The organism is Streptomyces sp. NPDC031670, from assembly GCF_055580545.1.
Map to the genome: position 1 here is coordinate 276,614 of NZ_JBVILC010000008.1, position 21,419 is coordinate 298,032.

The window sequence follows — 21,419 nt, forward strand, 5'->3', positions numbered from 1 at the left end:
ATGACGGTACGCAAGATCACTCGGGCCCGGTGGACGCGGATCGGCCATGCGGGAGAACGAAGGAGCACGATGGCGAAGGCCTCGGCGAATCCGGTTGCGGGCAAGGGCGGCAGACGGCCGCGGGGCTCGCTGTCCCGGGCGCAGATCGTCACCGCCGCCCTGCGCATCGCGCGGCGGGACGGCCTGGAGGCGGTGAGCATGCCGCGGCTCGCCCGCGAGCTGGGCTGCGGTGTGATGTCGCTCTACGGACATGTGCACAGCAAGGAGCATCTGCTCGAACTGCTCGCCGCGGGGGTACTGCGGGACTTCCCGCTGGAGCGCTCCGACTCCCTGGGCTGGCGCGAGGCGCTGGCGGCGTTCTCCGCGGCGCTGCGCCTGCGGATGCTCGAACACAGCGCGCTGGCAGAGCTTCTGATGACGCGTCGTATGTGGAGCTCGGAGCTGGCGGAGGTCTTCGAATGGCTGCTCGGCCGCCTCACGGCGGGCGGCTGGCCGCTGCGCGAGGCGGTCCGCGCCTACCACGCCGCCCAGACTTACACCCTCGGCTTCGTCCTGTACGAGATCAACCGGACCGAGCCGCAGTGCCAGGAGGAACACCGTGCCTGGTGGGGCCATGCCGTCGCCGATCTGCCACCGGCGTCTTTCCCGCTGCTGCACGCGGCGGCCGAGTACGCCCCCGAAGGCGCGCGGGACACGCAGTTCACCTGGGGTCTGGAGCGGCTGCTGAACGGTCTGGAAGCGGACCTCGCGTCAAGCGGCCGGCGGGAGGGGCGGTAGTCCGGCCGCGGCTGCTCGCGCCGTCCTCCGCCCACCCCGGCAAGACGAGGGGCCCGCCCAGTGCGCGTGTGGCGGCGGTGGACCGGAGCAACCGCCCCGGTCCACCGCCGTGGTCGGGCTTCCGCCCGAGCCCTCGGGCCGTCAGCCCCGGAACAGCGCGAACCGCTCCTCACCCACCCGGGCACGCGCTTGGGCGTCGGTCACGCCCAGTCCGGCCCGCGGCGCGAGACCGAGCACGCCGACCTTGCCGATGTGCTCGTTGACCTGCACGCTGCGCGCGGCCTCGCCCGCCTCGTCGAGCGCGTACGTCGCGGACAGCGCCGGCAGGACCTTGCCCAGGCTGATGAGCCGGTTGGTCTCCCACTGTTCGTCGAGGTTGGCCCCGTGGCTGCCGATGATGTTCTTCAGCTTCATCCACAGGTAGCGGTTGTCGTACTGGTGGTCGTAGCCGGTGCTGGAGCCGCAGGTGACGACCGTTCCACCGCGCCGCGCGAGGAAGACCGATGCGGCGAAGGTGGCCTTGCCGACGTGCTCGAAGACGATGTGCGGGTCCTCGCCGACCGCCGCGCGGATCGCCTTGCCCAGCTTCTTCCAGCCCTCGGGCCGCTGGAGCATGGTGCGGTCGCCCTGCTCGATCTCGGAGCGGTCGATGACCGCCTCACAACCGAGCTTGCGCAGCAGCTCCGCCTTCTCGGGGGAGCTGACGACGCCGACGGGGATACCGCCGCCGTTGCGCACCAACTGCACGGCATAGGCGCCGAGTCCGCCCGTCGCGCCCCAGATCAGGACGACATCGCCCTGCTTCATCCGGGCGCCGCGGTCGCTGACGAGCATGCGGTAGGCGGTGCCCGCGCACAGCGGGTTGGAGGCGGCCTCCTCCCAGGTGAGCAGCGCGGGCTTGGGCAGCAGCTGGCTGGCTCTGACGACGGTGTACTCGGCCAGACCGCCGAAGTTGGTCTCGAAGCCCCAGGCGCGCTGGTCCTCGCCGAGCATGCCGTCGCGGTGGGTGGCCGGGTCCTGCTCGTCGACGTAGGCCGTCGCGACGACGACGTGGTCGCCCGCCTTCCAGCGGCGCACGGCCGAGCCCGTGCGTACCACCACGCCCGAGGCGTCGGAGCCGAGGATGTGGTACGGCAGGTCGTGCCGCGCGTCCCAACCGCCGCGCCGGCCCATGTCCTCCAGGAAACGGAAGGTGGGCACCGGCTCGAAGGTGGCCGACCACACGGTGTTGAAGTTGATGGCGCCGGCCATCACCGCCACCATCACTTCGTCGGGTGCCAGTTCGGGCAGCGGCACCTGGTCGACGTGGATCGACTTGCGGACGTCCTTGTCCTCGATGCCGGTGAACATCGCGGTGTCGGCCTTGTGGATCACGGCCGCCTTCATCTGCTCGGGCAGCGGCAGCTCCGCGAGCTCTTCACCGCTGCGGCCTTCGATCACGGCTGCTGCGAGGGACGTACTCATGGTTCTCCGATCTCGGACGGTTTGCCGGGGCAACCCGTCTCGGTGTGCGCGCCCGGTGTACGGGCGGGTGTGCCAAGGCGCCTTGCTGGTGGTCGGGGGTGCTGACGCGTGCCCGCGCGGAACGGCCGGTCCGGACTTACTCGCCGGCGGCCTTGAGCGCGGTGAGGACGGCGTCGGTGGTGTCGAGGCGGGCGATCATCGGCAGGATCCGCTTGGTCGCGAACTCCTGGTGCTCGGCGGAGAAGGTGCTGGTCGCGTCCTCGGCGACGATCACGTGGTAGCCGTGTTCGTAGGCGAAGCGGGCCGTGGACTCCACGGCGAGGTTGGTGGCGACACCGGTGAGGACGAGCTCGTCGACTCCGCGACGGCGCATCTGGAGGTCCAGTTCGGTGCCGGTGAAGGCACCCCACTGGCGCTTGGTGATGAGCAGGTCGCCCGGGTGCGGCTCCAGTTCGGGCGAGAGGCGCGAGTACTCGGGGTGCAGGGCGGGCGGGTTGTGGGGCACGTCGGCGCGGGGGTTGAGGGCGGCTCCGCCGTCGGGGCCGTGGGCCACGTTGACGAGCACGACGGGCAGACCGGCAGCGCGGAAGGCGTGGGCGAGCCGGGCGCTGTTCGCCACGACCTGGTCGGCCGGGTGCGGCTGCAGCGGGAGGCCGAGGATGCCCTCCTGGAGGTCGAGTACGACCAGGGCGGCCTTGGGGCTGAGTTCGGTGACGGGCATGGGTGTGGTCCTTTCTGAACCGGTGTACGCGTACGCGGGGTGCGCACGTGAGGGGTGAGGGGATTGGCGGGGAGGGCTTCAGCCGCGTGCTTCGGCGCCGCGCAGATGCCGGGTGGTGGCGGCGTTCACGAGCAGGACGAGGCTGATGCCGGTGATCACCGCGGCCAGCAGGTGCAGTCCGGAGTCGTCGGCGTCACGGCCGACCGCGATCCCGACCAGGGCCGAGGCGAGGTTGGCGCCGATGTACTGGGCCGTGCGGTACAGCCCGGAGGCGGTGCCGATCTGGTCGGCGGGCGCGGTGCGGTACATCAGCGTCTGGTTGCCCAGGCTGTTGAAGCCGTTGGGCAGCCCGAGGACGGCGGCGATGAGGAGGACTTCCCAGATCGGCACGCTCTCCCCGAACAGGGCCAGCGCCCCGCTGCCCAGGCAGAGGGCGGCGGAACCCGTGATCAGGACGGTGCGCAGACCGCGTTCGACGAGCCGGGTGGCCCACATGGTGGTGGCGAAGCCGAGGGCGGCCACCGGGAGCATCACCAGGCCGGACGCGGACTCGGAGAGGCCGCGGCCCTGCTGGAGCCACTGCGGCAGGGCGTAGGTGATGGAGTAGAAGACCACGTACGTGCCCATGCAGCGCAGATAGGTCGCGGCGAGCGGTCCGTTGCGGGCGATCATGCGCAGGTCCACGAAGGGCTTGCGCGCCCGCAGTTCGCGGCGGATCAACGCGGCGGTCAGCACGACGAAGACGGCCAGCGCCCACCACCAGGGGTCGTCGGGCAGCGAGAGCAGGAAGAGCATGAGACCGCACAGCTCACCGGTGAACAGGGCCATGCCCGCGAGGTCGAGTTCGCGCAGGGTGGCGCCGGCGTCGCGGGGGGCCGGTTCGTCGGCGGGCAGCCAGAGGAACGCCATGACCATGGCCGCCACGGTGAGCGGGACGTTGACCCAGAAGATGGCGCGCCAGCCCGCGAGTTGGACCAGGACACCGCCGAGCGGCGGACCGAGGGCGACGGCGGCCTGGGAGGCGGCGGAGATGGCGCCGAGGCCGCCGGTGGGTGTGGAGCCCTCACCGCTGTGGGCGGCGGCCCAGGTACGCATCATCGACATGCCGGCCGGATAGGCGGCCGAGGTGCCGATCCCGAGCACGACGCGGGCGGCGATGAGCCACCCGAGCGTGGGGGCGAACGGCGCGGCGGTCGCCGACACCAGGACCAGCACCAGGCCGAATCCGAAGACGCGGCGCGCGCCGAGGGCGTCCGCCAGGCGGCCCATCGTGGGCTGGGCGACGGCGGTGGCCAGATAGAGGCCGGAGACCAGCCAGATGACCTCGGCCCCGGCGTCGAAGGCCTTCTGGATGGAGAGCAGCGCCACCGCGATCATCGAGGAGTTGAGGGCGTTGAGCAGGGTGCCCAGAACGATCGGGGTGAGGAAGCCGAGGGGGATACGGGGAGGGGCAGCCGCTTGAGTTGCGGTCTGCGCGGTCGGTAACGGCACGACGCCCCCTCGGGGTCTCCTAGGTTTCTGACAAGAGGTCCAGCAGTTTGTTCGCGGCGCCGAGGATCTCCCGCTCCACCGGTGTCAGGCGTTTGGTGATCGCCTGGGCGAGCCACGCGTCACGCCTCTGCCGGTCGCTCTCCACCAGGTGGCGGCCCGCGTCGGTGATCTCCATGAGGACCTGGCGGCCGTCGCGGTCGTGAGGCCGACGCGTGATGAGGCCGTGCTCCTCCAGGGAGGCGAGCTGGCGGGTGAGTGACTGGGGCAGGACGCCTTCGGCGGCGGCCAGCTCCTTCGGGCTGAGGGCTCCGGCGCGGTCCAGTCTGCTCAGCACCGAGGCGCTGGTGAGTCCGAGACCGTGCGCGGGGCGTTCCTGCCGCATGCGCCGGGCCAGTGCGGACACGCTGTCGCGGGTCTGCCTGGCCAGGTCGAGAGTGAGTTCCTTGTCTTCCACGAACGAAGCTTAGCTTATAAGCACGGCTTAGCTTTTCGTCAAGATCACCGCCGTACGGCAGCAGCACCACCATGCACGAGAGTTCTGGCTATTACGCCTGTGACCTGCGGTAATTAGTGTCCAGAGACCATTTTTGGCTGGAAATCGATCAACTCCGTTGAATGTGACACGGCTCGCATTTACTTCGCTGTGCGTAGCATGTTGTCTGGTGATCATGATCCCTCGCACCACGAGTGACCCCAGCGAACACCCGGTGCCCAGCGGCGCACCGGCCCCGCTCGCCGGGCTGAAAGTCATCGACACCGCCACCCTCTTCGCCGGCCCCTTCGCCGCCACCCTGCTCGGGGACTACGGCGCCGACGTCGTCAAGATCGAGCACCCTGACGGCGACCCGGCCCGCCGCTACGGCGCACAGGTCGACGGCGTCCCCGTGTGGTGGAAGGTCGTGGCCCGCAACAAGCGCTCAGCCACCTTGGACCTGCACACCGAAGAGGGCCAGGAGCTCTTCCGCCGACTGGCGGCCGACGCCGACCTCATCGTGGAGAACTTCCGCCCCGGAACCCTGGAGCGCTGGGGTCTGGACTACGCCGCCCTCAGCGCCGCCAACCCGCGCCTGGTGCTGTTGCGCATGACCGGCTTCGGGCAGAGCGGTCCCTACGCCCGCCGGCCCGGCTTCGGCACGGTCGGCGAGGCCATGAGCGGACTGGCCCACCTCACCGGCACCCCCGACGGGCCGCCCACTCTGCCCTCCTTCCCGCTCGCCGACGCGGTCGCCGGACTCACCGCGGCCTTCGCCGCGCTGACCGCCCTGCGCGCCCGCGAACTGACCGGCCGCGGCCAGGTCGTGGACCTGTCCATCGTCGAGTCGATGCTCGGCGTCCTCGGCGGCCCGCTGGCCACCTACGACCTGACCGGCATCATGCCCACCCGGCAGGGCAACCGCTCGGCCAACAACGCGCCGCGCAACGTGTACCGCACCAAGGACGACCACTGGGTGGCCGTCTCCGCCACCACCTTCTCCGTGGCGGAACGCGTCGTACGCCTGGTGGGCCGCCCCGAACTGGCCGAGGAGCCCTGGTTCGCCACCGGCGCCGACCGCGCGCGGCACGCCGACGAACTCGACGCGGCCGTCGGCGGCTGGATCGCCGAACGCACCCGTGACGAGGTCATCGAGCGCTTCGAAGAGGCCCAGGCCGCCGTCGGAGCCGTCTACGACTTCGCCGACGTCCTCGAAGACCCGCAGATCACCGCGCGCGGCTCCATCGTGTCCGTCCCCGACCCGGAACTGGACACGATCCGTATGCCCTCGGTCGCCTTCCGGCTCTCCGACACCCCCGGCGCCGTGCGCTCGGCCGGCCCCCGCCTGGGCCAGCACACCGCCGAGATCCTCGGCGAACTCGGCCTCGGCCCCGAGGAACTGGCCGCGCTCAGCGAAAGAAGAGTCATATGACCGCCGCCGTGCACCGCAGCTATCTCTACGTCCCCGCCCACAAGGCACGTGTGGTGGAGAAGGCGTACGCGAGCGAGGCGGACGCCGTCGTCCTCGACCTGGAGGACGCGGTACCCGCCGACAGCAAGGAACAGGCCCGCCGCGCCGCCGCCGAGATCCTCTCCGCCTCCCCGCCCAAACCCACCTACGTACGCGTCAACTCCAACGCCAGCGGCCTCGCCCGCGACGACATCCGGGCCGTCGCCGTGCCCGGCCTCGCGGCCGTCCGGCTGCCCAAGGTGGAGCACCCGCAGCAGATCCGCGACGCGGCCCGGTGGCTGGAGGAGGCGGGCAGCGACGCGGGCGTGCAGATCCTCGTGGAGTCAGCGCTCGGCGTCGAGGCGATGAGCGACCTCGCCCACGCCACCCCACGACTGCAGCGCATCGGCCTCGGTGAGAACGATCTGCGCGGCGACCTGCGCACCGACTTCGACGGGCCCACCATGGACGCCGCCCGGGTGCGCTGTGTCTTCGTCTCCCGAGCCGCGGGGCTCGTCAGCCCGGCCATGAGCGTCTACCCCCGCCTGGACGACCCCGAGGGGCTGCGCCGCTCCTGCCTGGACGGACTGGGCATGGGCTACCTCGGCCGCTTCGCCGTCCACCCCGTCCAACTCCCCGTCATCAACGAGGTCTTCACCCCCTCCCCCGACGAGGTCGCCGAGGCCCGCGCCCTGCTGGCCGCAGCCGCGGCCCGGCCCGACGCCGGGTCGTCGGTGTTCGTCACCGAGGACGGCCGCGCCGTCGCACCGCCCCTCCTCGCCAACGCCCGCGCGGTGCTGGCGGCGGCCGAAGCGGTGCTCGCGTCACCCTCGCGGTAGACCCCTCACGCTTCGCCCGCGGACGGTACGCGGCCCGTGGTCCGGCGCCCCCCGTGGCGCGCCGCGACCGCGTCCCGCCGCGCATGTCCGCCGAGCAACCCTCGCAATCCTCACGGTCCTTGAAAGGCCCCCCCATGTCCGACGCCCCGCCGTCCCAGAACACTCCCACCGACCCGCTGCTGACAGCGATCAGCGCCGGTACGGTCGTCCACGACCTCGCCCAGCCCCTGGAGAACGGCATGCCGTGCTCCCCCAACCACCCCGGCTTCCGTATGGCGCTGCTGCGCCGCCACGGCGACGGGGTACGGCCGGACGGCAGCTCGGCCGCCAACGAACTCATCGTCACCGGCGGCCATGTCGGCACCCACATCGACGCCCTCTCGCACGCCTCCCACCACGGCCGGCTGTTCGGCGGCCACGACGCCGCCGCGGCCCAGCAGGGCGGGCGTTTCTCCGTCCACGGCATCGACACCGTGCCGCCCATGGTCTGCCGCGGGGTGCTCCTCGACATCGCCGCGGCGCACGGCACCGACGTCCTCGACCCCGGCTACGGCATCACCGCCGACGACCTGGAACAGGCCGCCCGGCGCGCGGGCGCCATGCCCGCCGAGAACGACGTGTGCCTGGTACGCACCGGCTGGGCCCGCCGGTGGAGCGACGCGGACGCCTACATCGGCCACACCACCGGCGTACCCGGCCTCACCGTGGCCGCAGCCGCCTGGCTCGCCGACCGGCGCGTACGCGCCATCGGCGCCGACACCACCGCCGTCGAGCAGATCCCCGCGGGCGAGGGGCACGCGGTGCTGCCGGTGCACCGCATGCTGCTCGTCGACCGCGGCGTCCACCTCATCGAGCACATGAACCTGGAGACGCTGGCCGCGGCCGGCGCGGGCGAGTTCCTGTTCGTCCTCAGCCCCCTGAAGATCACCGGCGGTACCGGCTCCCCGGTGCGCCCCCTGGCGGTCCTCACCGCCTCCACCCCGGGGGAGAACCGATGACGACGACACCGGCCGCCGCGCCCCTGGTCCACCAACTCGCCGCGTTCGCCGTCGAGTCCCGCGACCAGGGCCTCCCGCCACGGCTGCGGGCCGAAGCCGCCGAACGGCTCCTCGACTGCCTGGGCAACAGTCTCCTGGCCCGCGGCGAATCCGCCCCCGAAGCCGTCCTCACCGTCGCCCGGGCGTGGGGCAGCACCGGCGCGGCCCACGTCATCGGCTCCGCCGAGACGCTCGCCGCGCCCGCCGCCGCCCTGGTCAACGGGACCCTGGCACACGCCATGGACTTCGACGACTCCCACATGCTGTCGGTGCTGCACCCCAGCGCCTCCGTGATCCCGGCCGCGCTCGCGGTCGCCGAGACCACCGGCGCCGACGGGCCGCGGTTGCTCGACGCCATCACCGTCGGCACCGAAGTGTGCATCCGGCTCGGCATCGCCGGCTACGACCCGGAGCTCGGCAACTCCCTGTTCTTCGAACGCGGCCAGCACGCCACCTCCATCTGCGGCACCCTGGGCGCCGCCGTCGCCGCCGCCATGCTGCTCGGCGGGAGCGAGGACGTCATCGCCGCCGCGCTGGGCATCGCCGCGAGCACCGGCGCGGGCCTGCTGGAGGCCAACCGCACCGGCGGGACCGTCAAGCGCGTGCACTGCGGCTGGGCGGCTCAGGCGGGGGTGGCCGCGGCCCAGCTGGCCCGGGCCGGCATCACCGGTCCGCCCACCGTTCTGGAGGGGCGCTTCGGTTTCTTCCAGGCGTGGTGCGGTGACCGGGCCCGGCCGGAGGCCGTCCTCGACGGCCTCGGCGAACGCTGGGAGACCAGCGAGATCATCGTCAAGCCCTACCCGTGCAACCACTTCACCCACCCCGGCATCGACGCCGCCCTGCGCCTCCGGGCCCAGGGCGTCCACGCCGAGGACGTCGTCGAGGGCGAACTGCGCGTCCCCTCGGCCATGCACCGCACGATCGGTGAGCCCCCGGCCGCCAAGGCCGCCCCCGCCACCGGTTACGCGGCGGCCTTCTCCGGCCCCTTCACCGTGGCCACCGCCCTCCTCGGCGGCGGAGGACTCGGTGTCTGGTTCGACGACTTCACCGACACCGCCGCCCACGACCCCGCCCGGCGCGCCCTCGCCGCCGTGATCCGCTGTGTGCCCGACCCGGCCCTCGACCGCCTCTTCCCCACCCGCCTTCCGGCCGTCCTGCGGGTACGCACCCGCGACGGGCAGAGCCACGAGATCCGCGTCGACACCAGCAAGGGCGGCCCGGACGCGCCACTGACCCCGGCGGAGAAGGAGCACAAGTTCCAGCTCTCGGCCGGCACGGCGCTGCCGCCGGAGCGCGCCGGGGAAGTGCTCCGTGCCGTACGCGCGCTGCCCGACGGGGGAACCGCCGCGGACCTGCTGGCCCTCTGCGCCGCCGCGGAACACGCGACGGCGTCACCGGTCGGCTGACCCGGCGGACCGCCACAGCCGCCCGCGGCACCGCTGCCGCCGGGCTGTCACCGCGAAACCACTCCCACCACCGTCCGCACCAGTGACGGACGGCAGAACACCGAGCAACCAACCGAGAGGAACCGCACCACCATGTCACTCAACGCCGGAACCCGGCTCCGCACCCGTCTGAACCGTCTCGCCGTGGGCGGCGCGGCGGTGCTGTGTGCCACCGTCCTCACCGCCGGAACCGCCCTCGCCGCCCCGGCGGTCCAGACCGCGGACACCCTTCCCGGAGACAAGGTCTACCCGGAGAGCCTCACCCAGGACGCCCTCACGGGCGACCTGTTCGTCTCCGCCTACGGCGACGGCTCGGTGCTGCGCGTGCCCGCCGGCAGCACCCGGGCGTCGGTCTTCCTCCCGGCCGGCACCGACGGGCGTGCCCACGCGGCCGGTGTGAAGGCCGACAGCCTCGGCCGGCTGTGGGTCTCCGGCGGGACGGACCGTTCGGTCACCGTGTACGACGACACCACCGGCGTCCGCCTGGCCCGCTTCCACATCCCCTTCGCCTCCGGCGGCGTGAACGACCTCACGTTCGGCCCCGACGGCACCGCCTACCTCACCGACTCCTTCAACCCCGCCGTCTACAGAGTCACGCCGCGGCAGTTCGCCGCGGCCACCACCACCGACACACCGTTCGACGTCTGGCGCGATCTCACCGGCACGCCGGCCGCCTACACCCAGCACACCGGTCTGAACCTCAACGGCATCGTGTACGTCGACGGCGGAGCCCTCCTGACCGCCAACACCACCACCGGCGCGCTCTACCGCATCGCCACCGACACCGGCGCCGTCACCGCGCTCCCCGGTGTCTCCCTGACCAACTCGGACGGGCTGTTCTACCAGGACGGCACCTTCTGGGCCGCGCTCAACCGCACGAACACCCTCGTCCGTCTGAAGGTCTCGTACGGCGCCCGGTCCGTCACCCAGGACGCCGTCTTCACCAGCCCCGACCTCCAGATCCCCACCGCTGTCATCCGCTCCGGCGGGCACCTCCTGGTCGCCCGCTCCCAGTACGACAAGGGCGGCCCGTTCGGTGCGGGCACCCCCGTCCCCTTCACGGTCGCCGAGGTCGACGGCTTCTGATCCGCCCCACGGGCGTACCCGTGGCCGCCGGCCCCGGGCGGCCCGTAGGCCACGGCCCGGCGAGGAGCGGATCTCGTCCCTCCCAGAAGGTGAACCCGGCGGGAACACCCCGCCGGGTTCCCGGCCGACGCCCGCTCGTGCCACCGGGGCCGTACCGTTGCGCCATGTGCTGGAGTGCGACAGCCGACCTCGTCGCCGGTACGGGCATCGTGGCCGTGGGGGTCGTCACGGTGTCCCTCGCGGCCCGGCGCCCCCGTGACCTGCCGCTGGCCGCGCTGCCGCTCCTGCTGGGGAGCCACCAGATCGTCGAAGCCGCGGTGTGGCACGCCGACGGCGGGACCGGCCCCGCCACCGTGGCCTGGGCCGTCATCGCGCTCCCCCTCCTCGCGGTGTGGGTACCGGCGGCCGTGCTGTGCGCGGCGCCGCCGGGTGCCCGCCGCCGTCTGCTCATCCCTCTGGCGGCAGGCCTCGCGACGGCGACGGCACTCGCCTGGGCGCTGGCGACGCGCACCGTGACGGCCGAGATCCGCGGACACACCGTCGGATACTCCCTGGGCCTGCCGCAGCCGGAACTGATCGTCGCGGGCTACCTCCTCGCCACGATCGGCTCCCTGCTCCTGTCCGGCGACCGGGGCCTGGTGCTGCTCGGTGCCCTGGTCGCCGTCGGAGCCGCGGTGTCCGTCGTGCTGTGGCGGCAGGAGTACATCTCCACGTGGTGCGCGTCGGCGGCGGCGTGTTCAGTGGTCCTGGCGCTCTGGGCGCGAGGGCGCCGTCCACCGGTGACAGGACCGCCGCGCCGCGACGTCCGGGGCTAGGGCACACCGGACGTCGCGGGGCAGAAGGGACTTTCGCCACACGTCCTAGCGCTTGGGCCGCTTGACCCATCCCTTGATCACCAGCTGGTCGCAGTGCCACTTGGCGTAACTCCGGGTCTCACCCTTGTGCTGGGCAGCCTTGATGCAGTCCGCGTACGGCCACGGCGGCCCGCTGTCGAGCCGGGGAGCGGCGGCGGGGGCGGCCGTGGGGATTCCGTGGGCGTGGGCCGGCCCCGCCAGTCCCAGGGCGGACATGGTCAGGACCGAGACAGCAATGATCTTCCTCATGGCCTGTGAACGAATTCCGCGCGCGATGGACACGCCCCTTCGCCGCGGTGACCGCTGTCCCGCCAGGACCTTCGCCCGGACGGACGCACCCGGCCCTCACCAGGCGCGCGCACGGACGTCCGGTGTCGACTGCCCGTGCTCACCACCCGTCCGCTAGGGTTCCAGCCCGACATGGCCGGGGCCGAGCGCGGCTGAAAACGTCCGGCCGGTGCCGGAGCAAGGAGGGGTGGCATGGACAGCGTCGCGACGGTACTGCAAAGAGCGCTGGAGATCGGCGGGGCCACCGGGGTGGCCGTGGTCGACTTCCGGCAGCGGCGGGTCCTGGGCTCCCTGGACCGCGGCAGCGGGCTCGACATGGACAAGGTCGCCTACGGGGACAGCGACGTGATGCGCGCCAAGCTGTACACCCTGGAGCTCCTCGGCTACGCCCCCGACAGCGTCGAGGACATTCTCATCACCCTCGGCACCGAGCTCCATCTGATCCGGCCGCTGCTGCGCCTGCGGGAGGGCGGCCTCTTCATCTACCTCGTCCTGGACCGCGAACGCGCGCTGCCCCTGGGCGAGGTCCGCGATGCACTCCGTGCTCTGGAGCCCCTTCTGGAACTGTAGGCACCCTGGCCCGGGGACCATGACGACCAGGGCATCTTCCGCGAAGACATGGTGTGTGAGCCCGCTCGGGGCGGGCATCCGACCAGCGAACGACTTCGAGGAAGGGACGGCATGGAGATCTCCGGCATCATCACCGCCATCATCATCGGCGCAATCATCGGCGTTCTGGGCCGCCTCGCCCTGCCCGGCCGCCAGCACACCGGCATCCTGTGGACCATTGCCGTCGGTATCATCGCCGCACTGATCGGTACCGCCATCGCCGCCGCTCTGGACGTGGCGGACACCAAGGGCATCGACTGGATCGAACTCGCCATCCAGATCGCACTCGCCGCAGTCGGCGTCGCCGCAGTAGAACGGATGAAGGGCCGCCGCTGACCGGCAGGCCAGGTTTCCCACGTCGGCCGCCCGGGGTTCCACCCCGGGCGGCCGACGCGCATCCGCGCACCCCGCCCCGGGAACAGAGGCCCTGCTACGGTGGTAGAGGGCGTGGGCGCGTGACACGTCGACCGGGCTGTCCTCGGCGAGTGGCAGAAAGTGCTCCACCTGCCAGGCCTGGGTACCGCGCGCCTGCCGGTTGGTCGTCGTCACCCACGGCGGGTAGACACGAAAACCCCGCTTCCCACCGACTCCGGCCCGCGACACGATCCCGCGCTCGCACAGCACGTCGCCCGGGAACACGAACTGTCCGAAGTGTCCGCTGTCCCGGCTACTGATGACGAAGAGGCCGACCCCGTCGTCGGCGTCGAAGGGCCGGATCGGACCTTGTGCGGATCGCTGCCACACCGTCACGAACTGGCCCACCTTGGTGGGAGTGGTCCTGGCCACGCGGAACCGCACCGAAAGGCCGTCCACCGCGAACCCGTGAGCCGCGTACTCCGCGCTCTCGGGCTCGGGCACCGGCCGTGTGCAGCCAAAGCCGCTCGGGTCGTACACCAGCGCCTTCGCCGCCATCAGGTCACCGGGAAGCCCCGACCAGGGCTGGTTGATCGTCACTCCGCCATCCTGCCATCACCCCGTCGCACCCTCCGGAGCAGCAGCAGTGGTGATAATCTGCCCTGCTGTCAGATGGCCCGGAGTTCTTCCCCGTGTGCGGAGGTACGAGCGCAGATGACCGACTGGGCGGAGTACTGGGACCGTCGTTATACCCACGGCGACATCGGCTGGACGCTCGCCCCTCATCCGCTGGCGGTCGTGGAGCTCGAACTGGTGGCGCCGGACGCGCCTGCGGACCCGGCCGCCCCGCGGCCCCGCGCTCTCGACCTGGGCGCGGGCGCCGGACGCCATACGCTGTGGCTCGCCCGTCGCGGTTGGTACGTGACCGCCGTGGACATCTCCGCGGTGGCCCTGGAGCGCACGCGCCGGCAGGCCGAGGAGGCGGAGGTGGAGGTGGCGACCGTCCTCGCGGACCTGGACTCCTACGAGCCGCCGCAGGACGCCTTCGACCTCGCGCTCATCACCTACGTACACATCGAACCGGCCCAGCGGGCGACGCTGCTGGCCCGCGCGACCTGGGCGCTGGCTCCGGGCGGACGGCTGGTGATCGTGGGCCACCATCTCGACAACCTCGGCAGGGGGCTCGAAGGCCCGTCCGATCCGGAGCGGATGTACACCCCGGAACGTCTCCGCGCCGAGCTGCCGGATCTCCGTGTCGAGCGCGCCGCGCGGGTGGCGCACACCGTCCCCACGTCGACCGGCGAGCGCGAGGCGTACGCCACCGTGATCCGGGCCAGCCGGCCGGGGGACGGGGCGCGGACCGCCGCACGGAACGGACGCGGCGACGGAAGCCGTGGTTGACGGGCCGGGGGCTCCCCTCCCCCGGCCGCCCGGCCGCCGCCCTCACAAGCCGGTCCGGCACACCACGAGACGTACCAGGAGTGCCCGCAGGGCTTCGCGTTCCTCGGCCGACAGGGGATGCAGGAACTCGCGGTGGACTCCGGCCAGTACCTCCTGCGCCTGCCGCAGCCGTAGCAGTCCCCGCTCGGTCGGGTGCAGCGCCACGGTCCGGCGGTCGGGGCCGCGGCGGCGCTCCAGCAACCCCGCCCCCTCCAATTTGTCGACCAGGGCGACGATGGTCATCCGGTGGACGCGGAGCCTCTCGCCCACCGCCCGCTGGCTGAGTCCGGGCTCGGCCGCGACGACGTCCAGCACACCGAATTGACGCATCGTCACCTGAAGGGGCGACAGATCACGTTCGACGGAGCCCATGACCGTCCGGGCCGCACTGCACAACAGGAAGCCGTGCCCGCGCTGAAGCCCTTCGGCCACGGCTGGACCCGTGACGCCGGGTTCATTGTCCACGGCCATTCCTCCGGCTCCCTCCGCTGAGCGCCAGGTGCAGCGCACGGTTGCCCCAGAGCACCTGACGGGCCGACGGGCGCGTCCTCGCGCCTCGGGTCCGACAGCGGCACTGACTGTCTTTCAGACAGAAGACCGCCGACTTTGAGACACGTCAAGCCTTCAACGGCGGTCGACGCGGGTCAGTTGGCGCGTAAGAAGCGCCGCGTCCGCGTTGACGATTCCAGCCAGCCGTCCCATACTGGCCCATCAGATTCTCTGACTATCAGCGCCAGTGACGATTGGCCTTCCGGCCGCCCTGGAGGCGCGGGTGCAACGCGAGAACCGCAGCCCGGCAGCAGACCACCCGACCGGAGGGAAGGCCGTGAACAAGCGGACCACCGACGCCCAGGACATGCGGCTGATCTACGCCGGCTCCTTCCTCGGCAACTTCGACCGCATCGTGATCACCCCGCTGCTGCTGCCCGCGTCCAAGGGCCTGGGCGTCAGCCTCTCCTCCGTCACGATCGCCCTGACCGCGTATCTGCTCCTGTTCGGTCTGATGCAGCCCATCCACGGTCTCGTATCCGACGTGTACGGGCGCGTACCGGTCATGCGGGTGGCCCTGCTGGGCATGTGCGTAGCCGACCTGGTGTCCGCCCTCGCCCCCAACCTGGGCGTACTCATCCTCGGACGCGCGCTCGCGGGCGCGTCGGCGGCGGCCCTGCTGCCGGTGATGGTCGCGTACGTGGGCGACCGCCTGCCCTTCGCCCAGCGGCAGCGGACCGTGGCGAGCGTGCTCGCGGCCGGGGCGGTCGGCACGGCCGCCGCGACCGTGGTCGCGGGTGTGTTCACCCATCTGTGGAACTGGCGCGCCGCGATCCTGCTGGTGGCGATCTGCTCGCCGCTGCTCGTCCTCGCCTTCGGCCGCCTGCCGGAGGCATCGGCCCCGGCGCCCAGCGGCACCAGCGTCTCGGCCCGTCTCGGCATGGTGTTCCGTATCGGCTGGTTCCGCTTCCTGGTGGCCTTCGCGCTCTTCGAGGGCGCGGCCATGCTGGGCTTCTTCAACTTCCTCAACACGGCGCTCCAGTCGGGCGGCCACAGCGTCGTGTACGCGGGCCTCGTCACCGGCAGTTACGGGCTGGCCGCGGTGGTCGGCGGCGTGGCGGTACGCGTCCTGGGCCGACGGGTGCCGGCGGCGACCCACTTCGCCGTCGGCAGCGCACTGCTCGGCCTCGGCTACCTGGTGTGCGTGCCCACCCAGTCGATGCTGACCGTACTGACGGCCAGTGTGCTGTCCGGCCTCGCCTTCGCCCTGGTGCAGTCCACCGTGCAGACATGGGGAACGGAGGTCGCGCCGCCGCAGGTACGGGGCATCGCCACCTCACTGGTGGCCTGCGCGGTGTACACCGGGGCGGCCCTCAGTACGTATCTGGTGAGCGGACTGGCGGACGACAAGCACTTCGGCACACTCTTCGCGATCGCCGCGGCGGTGACCCTGCCCGTCGCACTCGTCGGCCCGGTCGCCCGCGCACGGTTCTCGGCGTCCCTGGCCCTGCGGCAGGACCAGCCCGTCCCCGCCCAGCCGCCGACGACCCGTCCGACGAAGCAGACGCCGTAGCGCCGCGGTCTGGAGCACACGCCCCGCCCGGCTCTGTCTCGCGTGCTGTCGCGTCCGTCACCTTGGCTTTACGAGGGCATAGCTGAACATTTCGCCCACCCAGGCAGGGCAAGAGGGCAAAGTGTGGCCCAGGTCACGGGAAGTGAGGCGATTCGACTCCCGGGAAAGGGGCAAACGGGGCTGGTCACAAACGCACCCCGCCGCTTTCACCACCGGTCACAAGAACCTCTTGGATCACCTTCCCACTTATGGGCGGCGGGTATCGTTGTACACAGTTTCCTCACGGAAACAGTCGGGGGTTCGCCGGTGTGTGAAGGTTCAGCGCCGGTACGGCTCTACGGCAGCCCACACCATGTCGTACCGCCAGCGTTGGAACGAGGTTGTCATGCCTGAGACGTCAGTTGAGACGTCACGCCCGGTGACCCGGGCCAAGTCGCCGCGTGCCGCAGCGAAGGTCGGGGAGCCGGAGCTGCGTCAGCTGCTCGCCGGACTCACAGCCGTACGCGACGGCGATTTCGGCACCCGGCTGCCGGACGACGCGGACGGGCTGCTCGGGGAGATCGCCACCGTCTTCAACGGCATGGTCGACCAGCTGTCCCTGTTCACCTCCGAGGTGACCAGGGTGGCGCGCGAGGTGGGCACCGAGGGAACACTCGGCGGCCAGGCGGACGTGCCCGGGGTGTCCGGCACCTGGGCGGACCTGACCGACTCGGTCAACGCCATGGCGGGCAACCTCACCACACAGGTCCGCGACATCGCCCAGGTGGCGACGGCGGTGGCCCGGGGTGATCTGTCCCAGAAGATCGACGTGGACGCGCGCGGCGAGATCCTGGAGCTGAAGGACACCGTCAACACGATGGTGGACCAGCTCTCCTCGTTCGCCGCCGAGGTCACCCGCGTCGCCCGCGAAGTGGGCAGCGAGGGACAGCTCGGCGGTCAGGCCCAGGTGCCCGGTGTCGGCGGGGTGTGGCGCGATCTGACCGACTCGGTCAACTTCATGGCCGGCAACCTGACCGACCAGGTCCGCAATATCGCGCAGGTGACGACCGCGGTCGCCCAGGGCGATCTGTCGCAGAAGATCACGGTGAACGCGCGCGGGGAGATCCTGGAACTGAAGAACACCATCAACACGATGGTCGACCAACTCTCCGCCTTCGCCGACGAAGTCACCCGCGTCGCCCGCGAGGTCGGCACCGAAGGCAGCCTGGGCGGACAGGCCGACGTCAAGGGCGTCAAGGGCACCTGGCGGGATCTGACCGACTCGGTGAACTTCATGGCCGGCAACTTGACGGCCCAGGTGCGCTCCATCGCCCAGGTCGCCACCGCCGTGGCCAAGGGCGACCTCTCGCAGAAGATCGGCGTGGACGCGCGCGGCGAGATCCTGGAACTGAAGAACACCATCAACACGATGGTCGACCAACTCTCCGCCTTCGCCGACGAAGTCACCCGCGTCGCCCGCGAGGTCGGCACCGAGGGACGGCTCGGCGGCCAGGCCGACGTCAAGGGCGTTTCCGGTACCTGGAAGGACCTGACCGAGTCCGTCAACGTCATGGCGGACAACATCACCGCCCAGGTCCGCTCCATCGCCGAGGTCACCACCGCGGTCGCGCAGGGCGACCTCTCCCAGAAGATCCGGGTGGACGCCCGGGGCGAGATCCTGGAGCTCAAGGACACCATCAACACGATGGTCGACCAGCTCTCCGCCTTCGCCGACGAGGTCACCCGCGTCGCCCGCGAGGTCGGCACCGAGGGCAATCTCGGCGGCCAGGCGACGGTACGCGGGGTCTCCGGCACCTGGAAGGACCTCACCGACAACGTCAACGTCATGGCCTCGAACCTGACGGGCCAGGTCCGCTCGATCGCCCAGGTGGCCACCGCGGTGGCGCGCGGCGATCTCTCGCAGAAGATCACCGTCGAGGCCAAGGGTGAGGTCGCGGCGCTCGCCGGCGTGATCAACACCATGGTCGACACCCTGTCCGCGTTCGCCGACGAGGTCACCCGGGTGGCCCGCGAGGTCGGCACCGAGGGACGGCTCGGCGGTCAGGCGCGGGTGCCCAACGTCGCCGGCACCTGGAAGGACCTCACCGACAACGTCAACTCGATGGCGAACAACCTCACCGGTCAGGTCCGCAACATCGCGCAGGTGACGACCGCCGTCGCCAACGGCGATCTGACGAAGAAGATCGACGTCGACGCCCGCGGCGAGATCCTTGAGCTCAAGACCACCATCAACACCATGGTCGATCAGCTCTCCTCGTTCGCCGCCGAGGTCACCCGCGTCGCCCGCGAAGTGGGCAGCGAGGGACGGCTCGGCGGTCAGGCCGAGGTCGAGGGCCTCTCCGGCACCTGGAAGCGGCTGACCGAGAACGTGAACGAGCTCGCCGGGAACCTCACCCGGCAGGTCCGTGCGATCGCCGAGGTGGCCAGCGCCGTCGCCGAGGGCGACCTGACGCGCTCGATCACGGTGGAGGCCTCCGGCGAGGTCGCCGAGCTCAAGGACAACATCAACGCCATGGTCGGCTCGCTGCGCGAGACGACCCGGACCAACGAGGAGCAGGACTGGCTCAAGTCGAGCCTGGCCCACATCTCCGGGCTCATGCAGGGCCACCGGGACCTCGCCGTGGTGGCCGAGCTGGTCATGGACGAGCTCACTCCGCTGGTCTCCGCACAGTACGGCGCCTTCTACCTCGCCGAAGAGACGGCGGCCGGCACCGAGTTGACGCTCGTCGGCTCCTACGGACGGCCCGTCGGCCTCACCGGCCACGACCGGTTCAAGCCCGGCGAGTCGCTGGTCGGGCAGGCGGCACGCAGCCGTCGCGTCATCGCCGCCGACGGTGTCCCCGCCGAGTACATCGGTATCTCCAGCGGTCTGGGCACGGCGTCGCCCGGCGGTCTGATCATCCTGCCCATCGTGGTGGAGGAGCAGGTGCTCGGCGTGATCGAGCTGGCCGCCTTCACCCCGTTCACGGACATCCACCGCGACTTCCTCGACCGGCTCATGGAGACGCTCGGCGCGAACGTCAACACCATCCTCGCCAACGCGCGCACCGACGAGCTGCTGGACGAGTCCCAGCGCCTGGCCGCGGAGCTGCAGGCCCGCTCCGAGGAGCTCCAGGTCCAGCAGGAGGAGCTCCAGCGCTCCAACGCGGAGCTGGAGGACAAGGCTCAGCTCCTCGCCTCCCAGAACCGTGACATCGAGGCGAAGAACCTGGAGATCGAACAGGCGCGCCAGGAGCTGGAGGACCGCGCGCAGCAGCTCTCGCTGGCCTCGAAGTACAAGTCGGAGTTCCTGGCCAACATGAGCCACGAGCTGCGCACCCCGCTCAACAGCCTGCTGATCCTGGCCCAGTTGCTCGCGCAGAACCACACCCGCAACCTCACTCCGAAGCAGGTCGAGTACGCGGGCATCATCCACTCGGCGGGCTCGGACCTGCTCCAGCTGATCAACGACATCCTGGACCTGTCCAAGGTCGAGGCGGGCAAGATGGATATCAACCCCGAGCGGGTCCCGATGCGCCCGCTGCTGAACGACATCGAGGCCACGTTCCGGCCGATGACCACGCAGAAGAGCCTCGGGTTCACCATCACCACCGCTCCGAATGTGCCGGTGGAGCTGTTCACGGACGACTCGCGGCTGCGGCAGGTGCTGCGCAACCTCATCTCCAACGCGGTGAAGTTCACCGAGTACGGCAGTGTCGAGCTGGCCATCGAGCTGGCCCAGGACGGCGAGATCCCCGCGAGCGTGCACCCGGGCGGCCCGGTGGTGGCCTTCCGGGTCAAGGACACCGGTATCGGTATCGCGGCCCAGCATCTGGAGGCCATCTTCGGCGCGTTCCAGCAGGCCGACGGCACGACCAGCCGCAAGCACGGCGGCACGGGCCTGGGGCTGTCCATCAGCCGGGAGATGGCGCACCTGCTCGGCGGTGCCATCACCGCGCAGAGCACACCGGAGGTGGGCAGCACGTTCACGCTCTACCTGCCGGCCTCGTCCAGCGACCTGATCGCCCAGGTGACCGGCAGCGACGCGCTGGCCGCTGCCGAGGACGCGGTGAGGGGCCTGCCGTCGGCCGAGCAGCGGCAGCTGCCGCCGGCCGCGGCGGACGTTCCCGCCCGCCGTTCGCGGCGGCTGCTGGTGATCGAGGACCGTCAGCGCGGCCTGCTCTCGCTGGTCGCCGAGAGCGCGGTCGCCAACCTGGAGAACAGCCCGGAGCTGCCGGGTGAGCACAGCCACGAGGTCATCACCGTGGTGGGCGCGCAGGAGGCCGCCGCGGCCCTCGCCGCCGACCCCTTCCACTGCGTCGTCCTCGACGTCGACATGGCGAACAGTGAGGCGTGGACCTTCCTCGACGCGATGGACGGCGACGCCGCCCTGCGTCAGGTGCCCGTACTGGCCCACAACAGCCAGCGGCTGAACGCGGACCAGGAGCACGCCTTGCAGGCGCGGGCCGCCGAGCGCCCGCTGGAGATCCTCTCCAGCCTGGACGAACTGCGCGAACGCATCGTGCTGCATCTCTCCGCCGAACAGCCCGGCGATGTCATCGCGCTGGTCAGAGGGGACAAGCCGCGCCAGCACGAGGCCGGCGGCGTCGACGAGACCCTCATGGGCCGCACGGTGCTCGTCGTCGACGACGACGCCCGCAACCTCTACGCCATCAGCGGCATCCTGGAACTGCACGGAATCCGCGTGCTGCACGCGGAGGACGGGCGCAAGGGAATCGATGCGCTGTGCGCCCATCCCGAGGTCGACCTGATCCTGATGGACGTGATGATGCCCGAGATGGACGGCTACGCGGCGACGACGGAGATCCGGCAGATGCCGGAGTACGTGGACCTGCCGATCATCACCGTCACCGCCAAGGCGATGCCGGGCGACCGGGACAAGAGCCTCGCCTCGGGCGCCAGCGACTACATCACCAAGCCCGTGGACGCCGACGACCTCCTGGCGTGCATCCGGCACTGGCTCGGTGACAAGTGACGTCCGCCCCGGGCCGCCGGGCCGAACCCCGGCCTCTTCGTCCGTCCGCCGTTGA

Annotated in this window: 18 protein-coding genes and 1 pseudogene; 12 read left to right on the plus strand and 7 right to left on the minus strand. The window is 71.3% G+C overall.

Features of this window, described 5'->3' with window-relative positions; translation table 11 throughout:
• Window positions 1-69: 69 nt before the first annotated feature.
• A complete protein-coding gene (locus tag ACZ5ID_RS17890; RefSeq protein WP_468898526.1) occupies window positions 70-777 on the plus strand; it encodes a TetR/AcrR family transcriptional regulator in 708 nt (235 codons plus the stop codon).
• Between the two features lie 141 nt (window positions 778-918).
• Here the strand turns inward: ACZ5ID_RS17890 and ccrA are convergent, their stop codons facing one another.
• From ccrA to ACZ5ID_RS17910, 4 genes are all read right to left on the minus strand, one after another.
• Window positions 919-2,241, minus strand: a complete 1,323-nt coding sequence (gene ccrA / locus ACZ5ID_RS17895; RefSeq protein WP_468898529.1) for a crotonyl-CoA carboxylase/reductase — start codon at window positions 2,239-2,241, stop codon at window positions 919-921.
• 136 nt (window positions 2,242-2,377) lie between these two features.
• A complete protein-coding gene (locus ACZ5ID_RS17900; RefSeq protein ID WP_468898532.1) occupies window positions 2,378-2,962 on the minus strand; it encodes an isochorismatase family protein in 585 nt (194 codons plus the stop codon).
• Window positions 2,963-3,040: 78 nt separating this feature from the next.
• Window positions 3,041-4,453, minus strand: a complete 1,413-nt coding sequence (locus ACZ5ID_RS17905; RefSeq protein ID WP_468898535.1) for an MFS transporter — start codon at window positions 4,451-4,453, stop codon at window positions 3,041-3,043.
• Window positions 4,454-4,472: 19 nt separating this feature from the next.
• The gene (locus ACZ5ID_RS17910) at window positions 4,473-4,907 is read right to left on the minus strand and encodes a MarR family transcriptional regulator (RefSeq protein ID WP_468898538.1); all 435 of its coding nucleotides are present in this window, start codon (window positions 4,905-4,907) and stop codon (window positions 4,473-4,475) included.
• Window positions 4,908-5,121: 214 nt separating this feature from the next.
• Here ACZ5ID_RS17910 and ACZ5ID_RS17915 point away from each other — a divergent pair, with 214 nt between their 5' ends.
• The 6 genes from ACZ5ID_RS17915 to ACZ5ID_RS17940 all read left to right on the plus strand — a co-directional run bounded on the left by ACZ5ID_RS17915 (window position 5,122) and on the right by ACZ5ID_RS17940 (window position 11,597).
• Window positions 5,122-6,357 carry a CaiB/BaiF CoA transferase family protein gene (locus tag ACZ5ID_RS17915; protein WP_468898723.1) on the plus strand — a complete coding sequence of 412 codons (1,236 nt, stop codon included), beginning with the start codon at window positions 5,122-5,124 and terminating at the stop codon, window positions 6,355-6,357.
• Window positions 6,354-7,214 carry an HpcH/HpaI aldolase/citrate lyase family protein gene (locus ACZ5ID_RS17920; protein WP_468898540.1) on the plus strand — a complete coding sequence of 287 codons (861 nt, stop codon included), beginning with the start codon at window positions 6,354-6,356 and terminating at the stop codon, window positions 7,212-7,214. The genes ACZ5ID_RS17915 and ACZ5ID_RS17920 overlap by 4 nt, the downstream gene beginning before the upstream one ends.
• 134 nt (window positions 7,215-7,348) lie before the next feature.
• Window positions 7,349-8,212, plus strand: a complete 864-nt coding sequence (locus ACZ5ID_RS17925; RefSeq protein WP_468898543.1) for a cyclase family protein — start codon at window positions 7,349-7,351, stop codon at window positions 8,210-8,212.
• Complete coding sequence (locus ACZ5ID_RS17930) at window positions 8,209-9,657, plus strand: MmgE/PrpD family protein (protein ID WP_468898546.1); 1,449 nt, start codon at window positions 8,209-8,211, stop codon at window positions 9,655-9,657. The genes ACZ5ID_RS17925 and ACZ5ID_RS17930 overlap by 4 nt, the downstream gene beginning before the upstream one ends.
• Window positions 9,658-9,789: 132 nt before the next feature.
• Window positions 9,790-10,782 carry an NHL repeat-containing protein gene (locus tag ACZ5ID_RS17935; protein WP_468898549.1) on the plus strand — a complete coding sequence of 331 codons (993 nt, stop codon included), beginning with the start codon at window positions 9,790-9,792 and terminating at the stop codon, window positions 10,780-10,782.
• A gap of 164 nt (window positions 10,783-10,946) precedes the next feature.
• Window positions 10,947-11,597 (plus strand): DUF6629 family protein, encoded by a 651-nt coding sequence (locus tag ACZ5ID_RS17940; protein ID WP_468898552.1) that lies wholly within the window; start codon window positions 10,947-10,949, stop codon window positions 11,595-11,597.
• A 45-nt stretch (window positions 11,598-11,642) separates the two neighbouring features.
• Here the strand turns inward: ACZ5ID_RS17940 and ACZ5ID_RS17945 are convergent, their stop codons facing one another.
• Window positions 11,643-11,885, minus strand: coding sequence for a hypothetical protein (locus ACZ5ID_RS17945; protein WP_406553023.1), 243 nt, complete (start codon window positions 11,883-11,885; stop codon window positions 11,643-11,645).
• Window positions 11,886-12,116: 231 nt separating this feature from the next.
• Here ACZ5ID_RS17945 and ACZ5ID_RS17950 point away from each other — a divergent pair, with 231 nt between their 5' ends.
• Window positions 12,117-12,494 carry a hypothetical protein gene (locus tag ACZ5ID_RS17950; protein ID WP_468898554.1) on the plus strand — a complete coding sequence of 126 codons (378 nt, stop codon included), beginning with the start codon at window positions 12,117-12,119 and terminating at the stop codon, window positions 12,492-12,494.
• A gap of 111 nt (window positions 12,495-12,605) precedes the next feature.
• On the plus strand, window positions 12,606-12,869 hold the full coding sequence (locus ACZ5ID_RS17955) for a GlsB/YeaQ/YmgE family stress response membrane protein (protein ID WP_358836785.1): 264 nt from the start codon (window positions 12,606-12,608) through the stop codon (window positions 12,867-12,869).
• A 96-nt stretch (window positions 12,870-12,965) separates the two neighbouring features.
• On the opposite strand, the pseudogene ACZ5ID_RS17960 reads toward ACZ5ID_RS17955, so the two are convergent.
• Window positions 12,966-13,487, minus strand: a pseudogene (locus ACZ5ID_RS17960) (MepB family protein); the annotation flags it as partial.
• A gap of 114 nt (window positions 13,488-13,601) precedes the next feature.
• Between ACZ5ID_RS17960 and ACZ5ID_RS17965 the strand changes: the two are divergent.
• Window positions 13,602-14,288: a class I SAM-dependent methyltransferase gene (locus ACZ5ID_RS17965; RefSeq protein WP_468898557.1), complete on the plus strand. Its 687-nt coding sequence runs from the start codon at window positions 13,602-13,604 to the stop codon at window positions 14,286-14,288.
• A 42-nt stretch (window positions 14,289-14,330) separates the two neighbouring features.
• On the opposite strand, the gene ACZ5ID_RS17970 is transcribed toward ACZ5ID_RS17965, so the two are convergent.
• Window positions 14,331-14,792: a MarR family winged helix-turn-helix transcriptional regulator gene (locus ACZ5ID_RS17970; protein ID WP_468898560.1), complete on the minus strand. Its 462-nt coding sequence runs from the start codon at window positions 14,790-14,792 to the stop codon at window positions 14,331-14,333.
• A 271-nt stretch (window positions 14,793-15,063) separates the two neighbouring features.
• Here ACZ5ID_RS17970 and ACZ5ID_RS17975 point away from each other — a divergent pair, with 271 nt between their 5' ends.
• Window positions 15,064-16,389, plus strand: coding sequence for an MFS transporter (locus ACZ5ID_RS17975; protein WP_468898563.1), 1,326 nt, complete (start codon window positions 15,064-15,066; stop codon window positions 16,387-16,389).
• 385 nt (window positions 16,390-16,774) lie between these two features.
• On the plus strand, window positions 16,775-21,364 hold the full coding sequence (locus tag ACZ5ID_RS17980) for a HAMP domain-containing protein (protein ID WP_468898566.1): 4,590 nt from the start codon (window positions 16,775-16,777) through the stop codon (window positions 21,362-21,364).
• The last annotated feature ends 55 nt before the right edge of the window (window positions 21,365-21,419 follow it).

What these genes read in the sequence shown, in the direction of transcription:
- ACZ5ID_RS17925 (WP_468898543.1), top strand. Translation starts at nt 7,349, where the DNA reads ATGTCCGACGCCCCGCCGTCCCAGAACACTCCCACCGACCCGCTGCTG.
- ACZ5ID_RS17945 (WP_406553023.1), bottom strand. Translation starts at nt 11,885, where the DNA reads ATGAGGAAGATCATTGCTGTCTCGGTCCTGACCATGTCCGCCCTGGGA.
- ACZ5ID_RS17980 (WP_468898566.1), top strand. Translation starts at nt 16,775, where the DNA reads ATGCCTGAGACGTCAGTTGAGACGTCACGCCCGGTGACCCGGGCCAAG.
- ACZ5ID_RS17900 (WP_468898532.1), bottom strand. Translation starts at nt 2,962, where the DNA reads ATGCCCGTCACCGAACTCAGCCCCAAGGCCGCCCTGGTCGTACTCGAC.
- ccrA (WP_468898529.1), bottom strand. Translation starts at nt 2,241, where the DNA reads ATGAGTACGTCCCTCGCAGCAGCCGTGATCGAAGGCCGCAGCGGTGAA.
- ACZ5ID_RS17950 (WP_468898554.1), top strand. Translation starts at nt 12,117, where the DNA reads ATGGACAGCGTCGCGACGGTACTGCAAAGAGCGCTGGAGATCGGCGGG.
- ACZ5ID_RS17890 (WP_468898526.1), top strand. Translation starts at nt 70, where the DNA reads ATGGCGAAGGCCTCGGCGAATCCGGTTGCGGGCAAGGGCGGCAGACGG.
- ACZ5ID_RS17930 (WP_468898546.1), top strand. Translation starts at nt 8,209, where the DNA reads ATGACGACGACACCGGCCGCCGCGCCCCTGGTCCACCAACTCGCCGCG.
- ACZ5ID_RS17955 (WP_358836785.1), top strand. Translation starts at nt 12,606, where the DNA reads ATGGAGATCTCCGGCATCATCACCGCCATCATCATCGGCGCAATCATC.
- ACZ5ID_RS17940 (WP_468898552.1), top strand. Translation starts at nt 10,947, where the DNA reads ATGTGCTGGAGTGCGACAGCCGACCTCGTCGCCGGTACGGGCATCGTG.
- ACZ5ID_RS17935 (WP_468898549.1), top strand. Translation starts at nt 9,790, where the DNA reads ATGTCACTCAACGCCGGAACCCGGCTCCGCACCCGTCTGAACCGTCTC.
- ACZ5ID_RS17965 (WP_468898557.1), top strand. Translation starts at nt 13,602, where the DNA reads ATGACCGACTGGGCGGAGTACTGGGACCGTCGTTATACCCACGGCGAC.
- ACZ5ID_RS17920 (WP_468898540.1), top strand. Translation starts at nt 6,354, where the DNA reads ATGACCGCCGCCGTGCACCGCAGCTATCTCTACGTCCCCGCCCACAAG.
- ACZ5ID_RS17915 (WP_468898723.1), top strand. Translation starts at nt 5,122, where the DNA reads ATGATCCCTCGCACCACGAGTGACCCCAGCGAACACCCGGTGCCCAGC.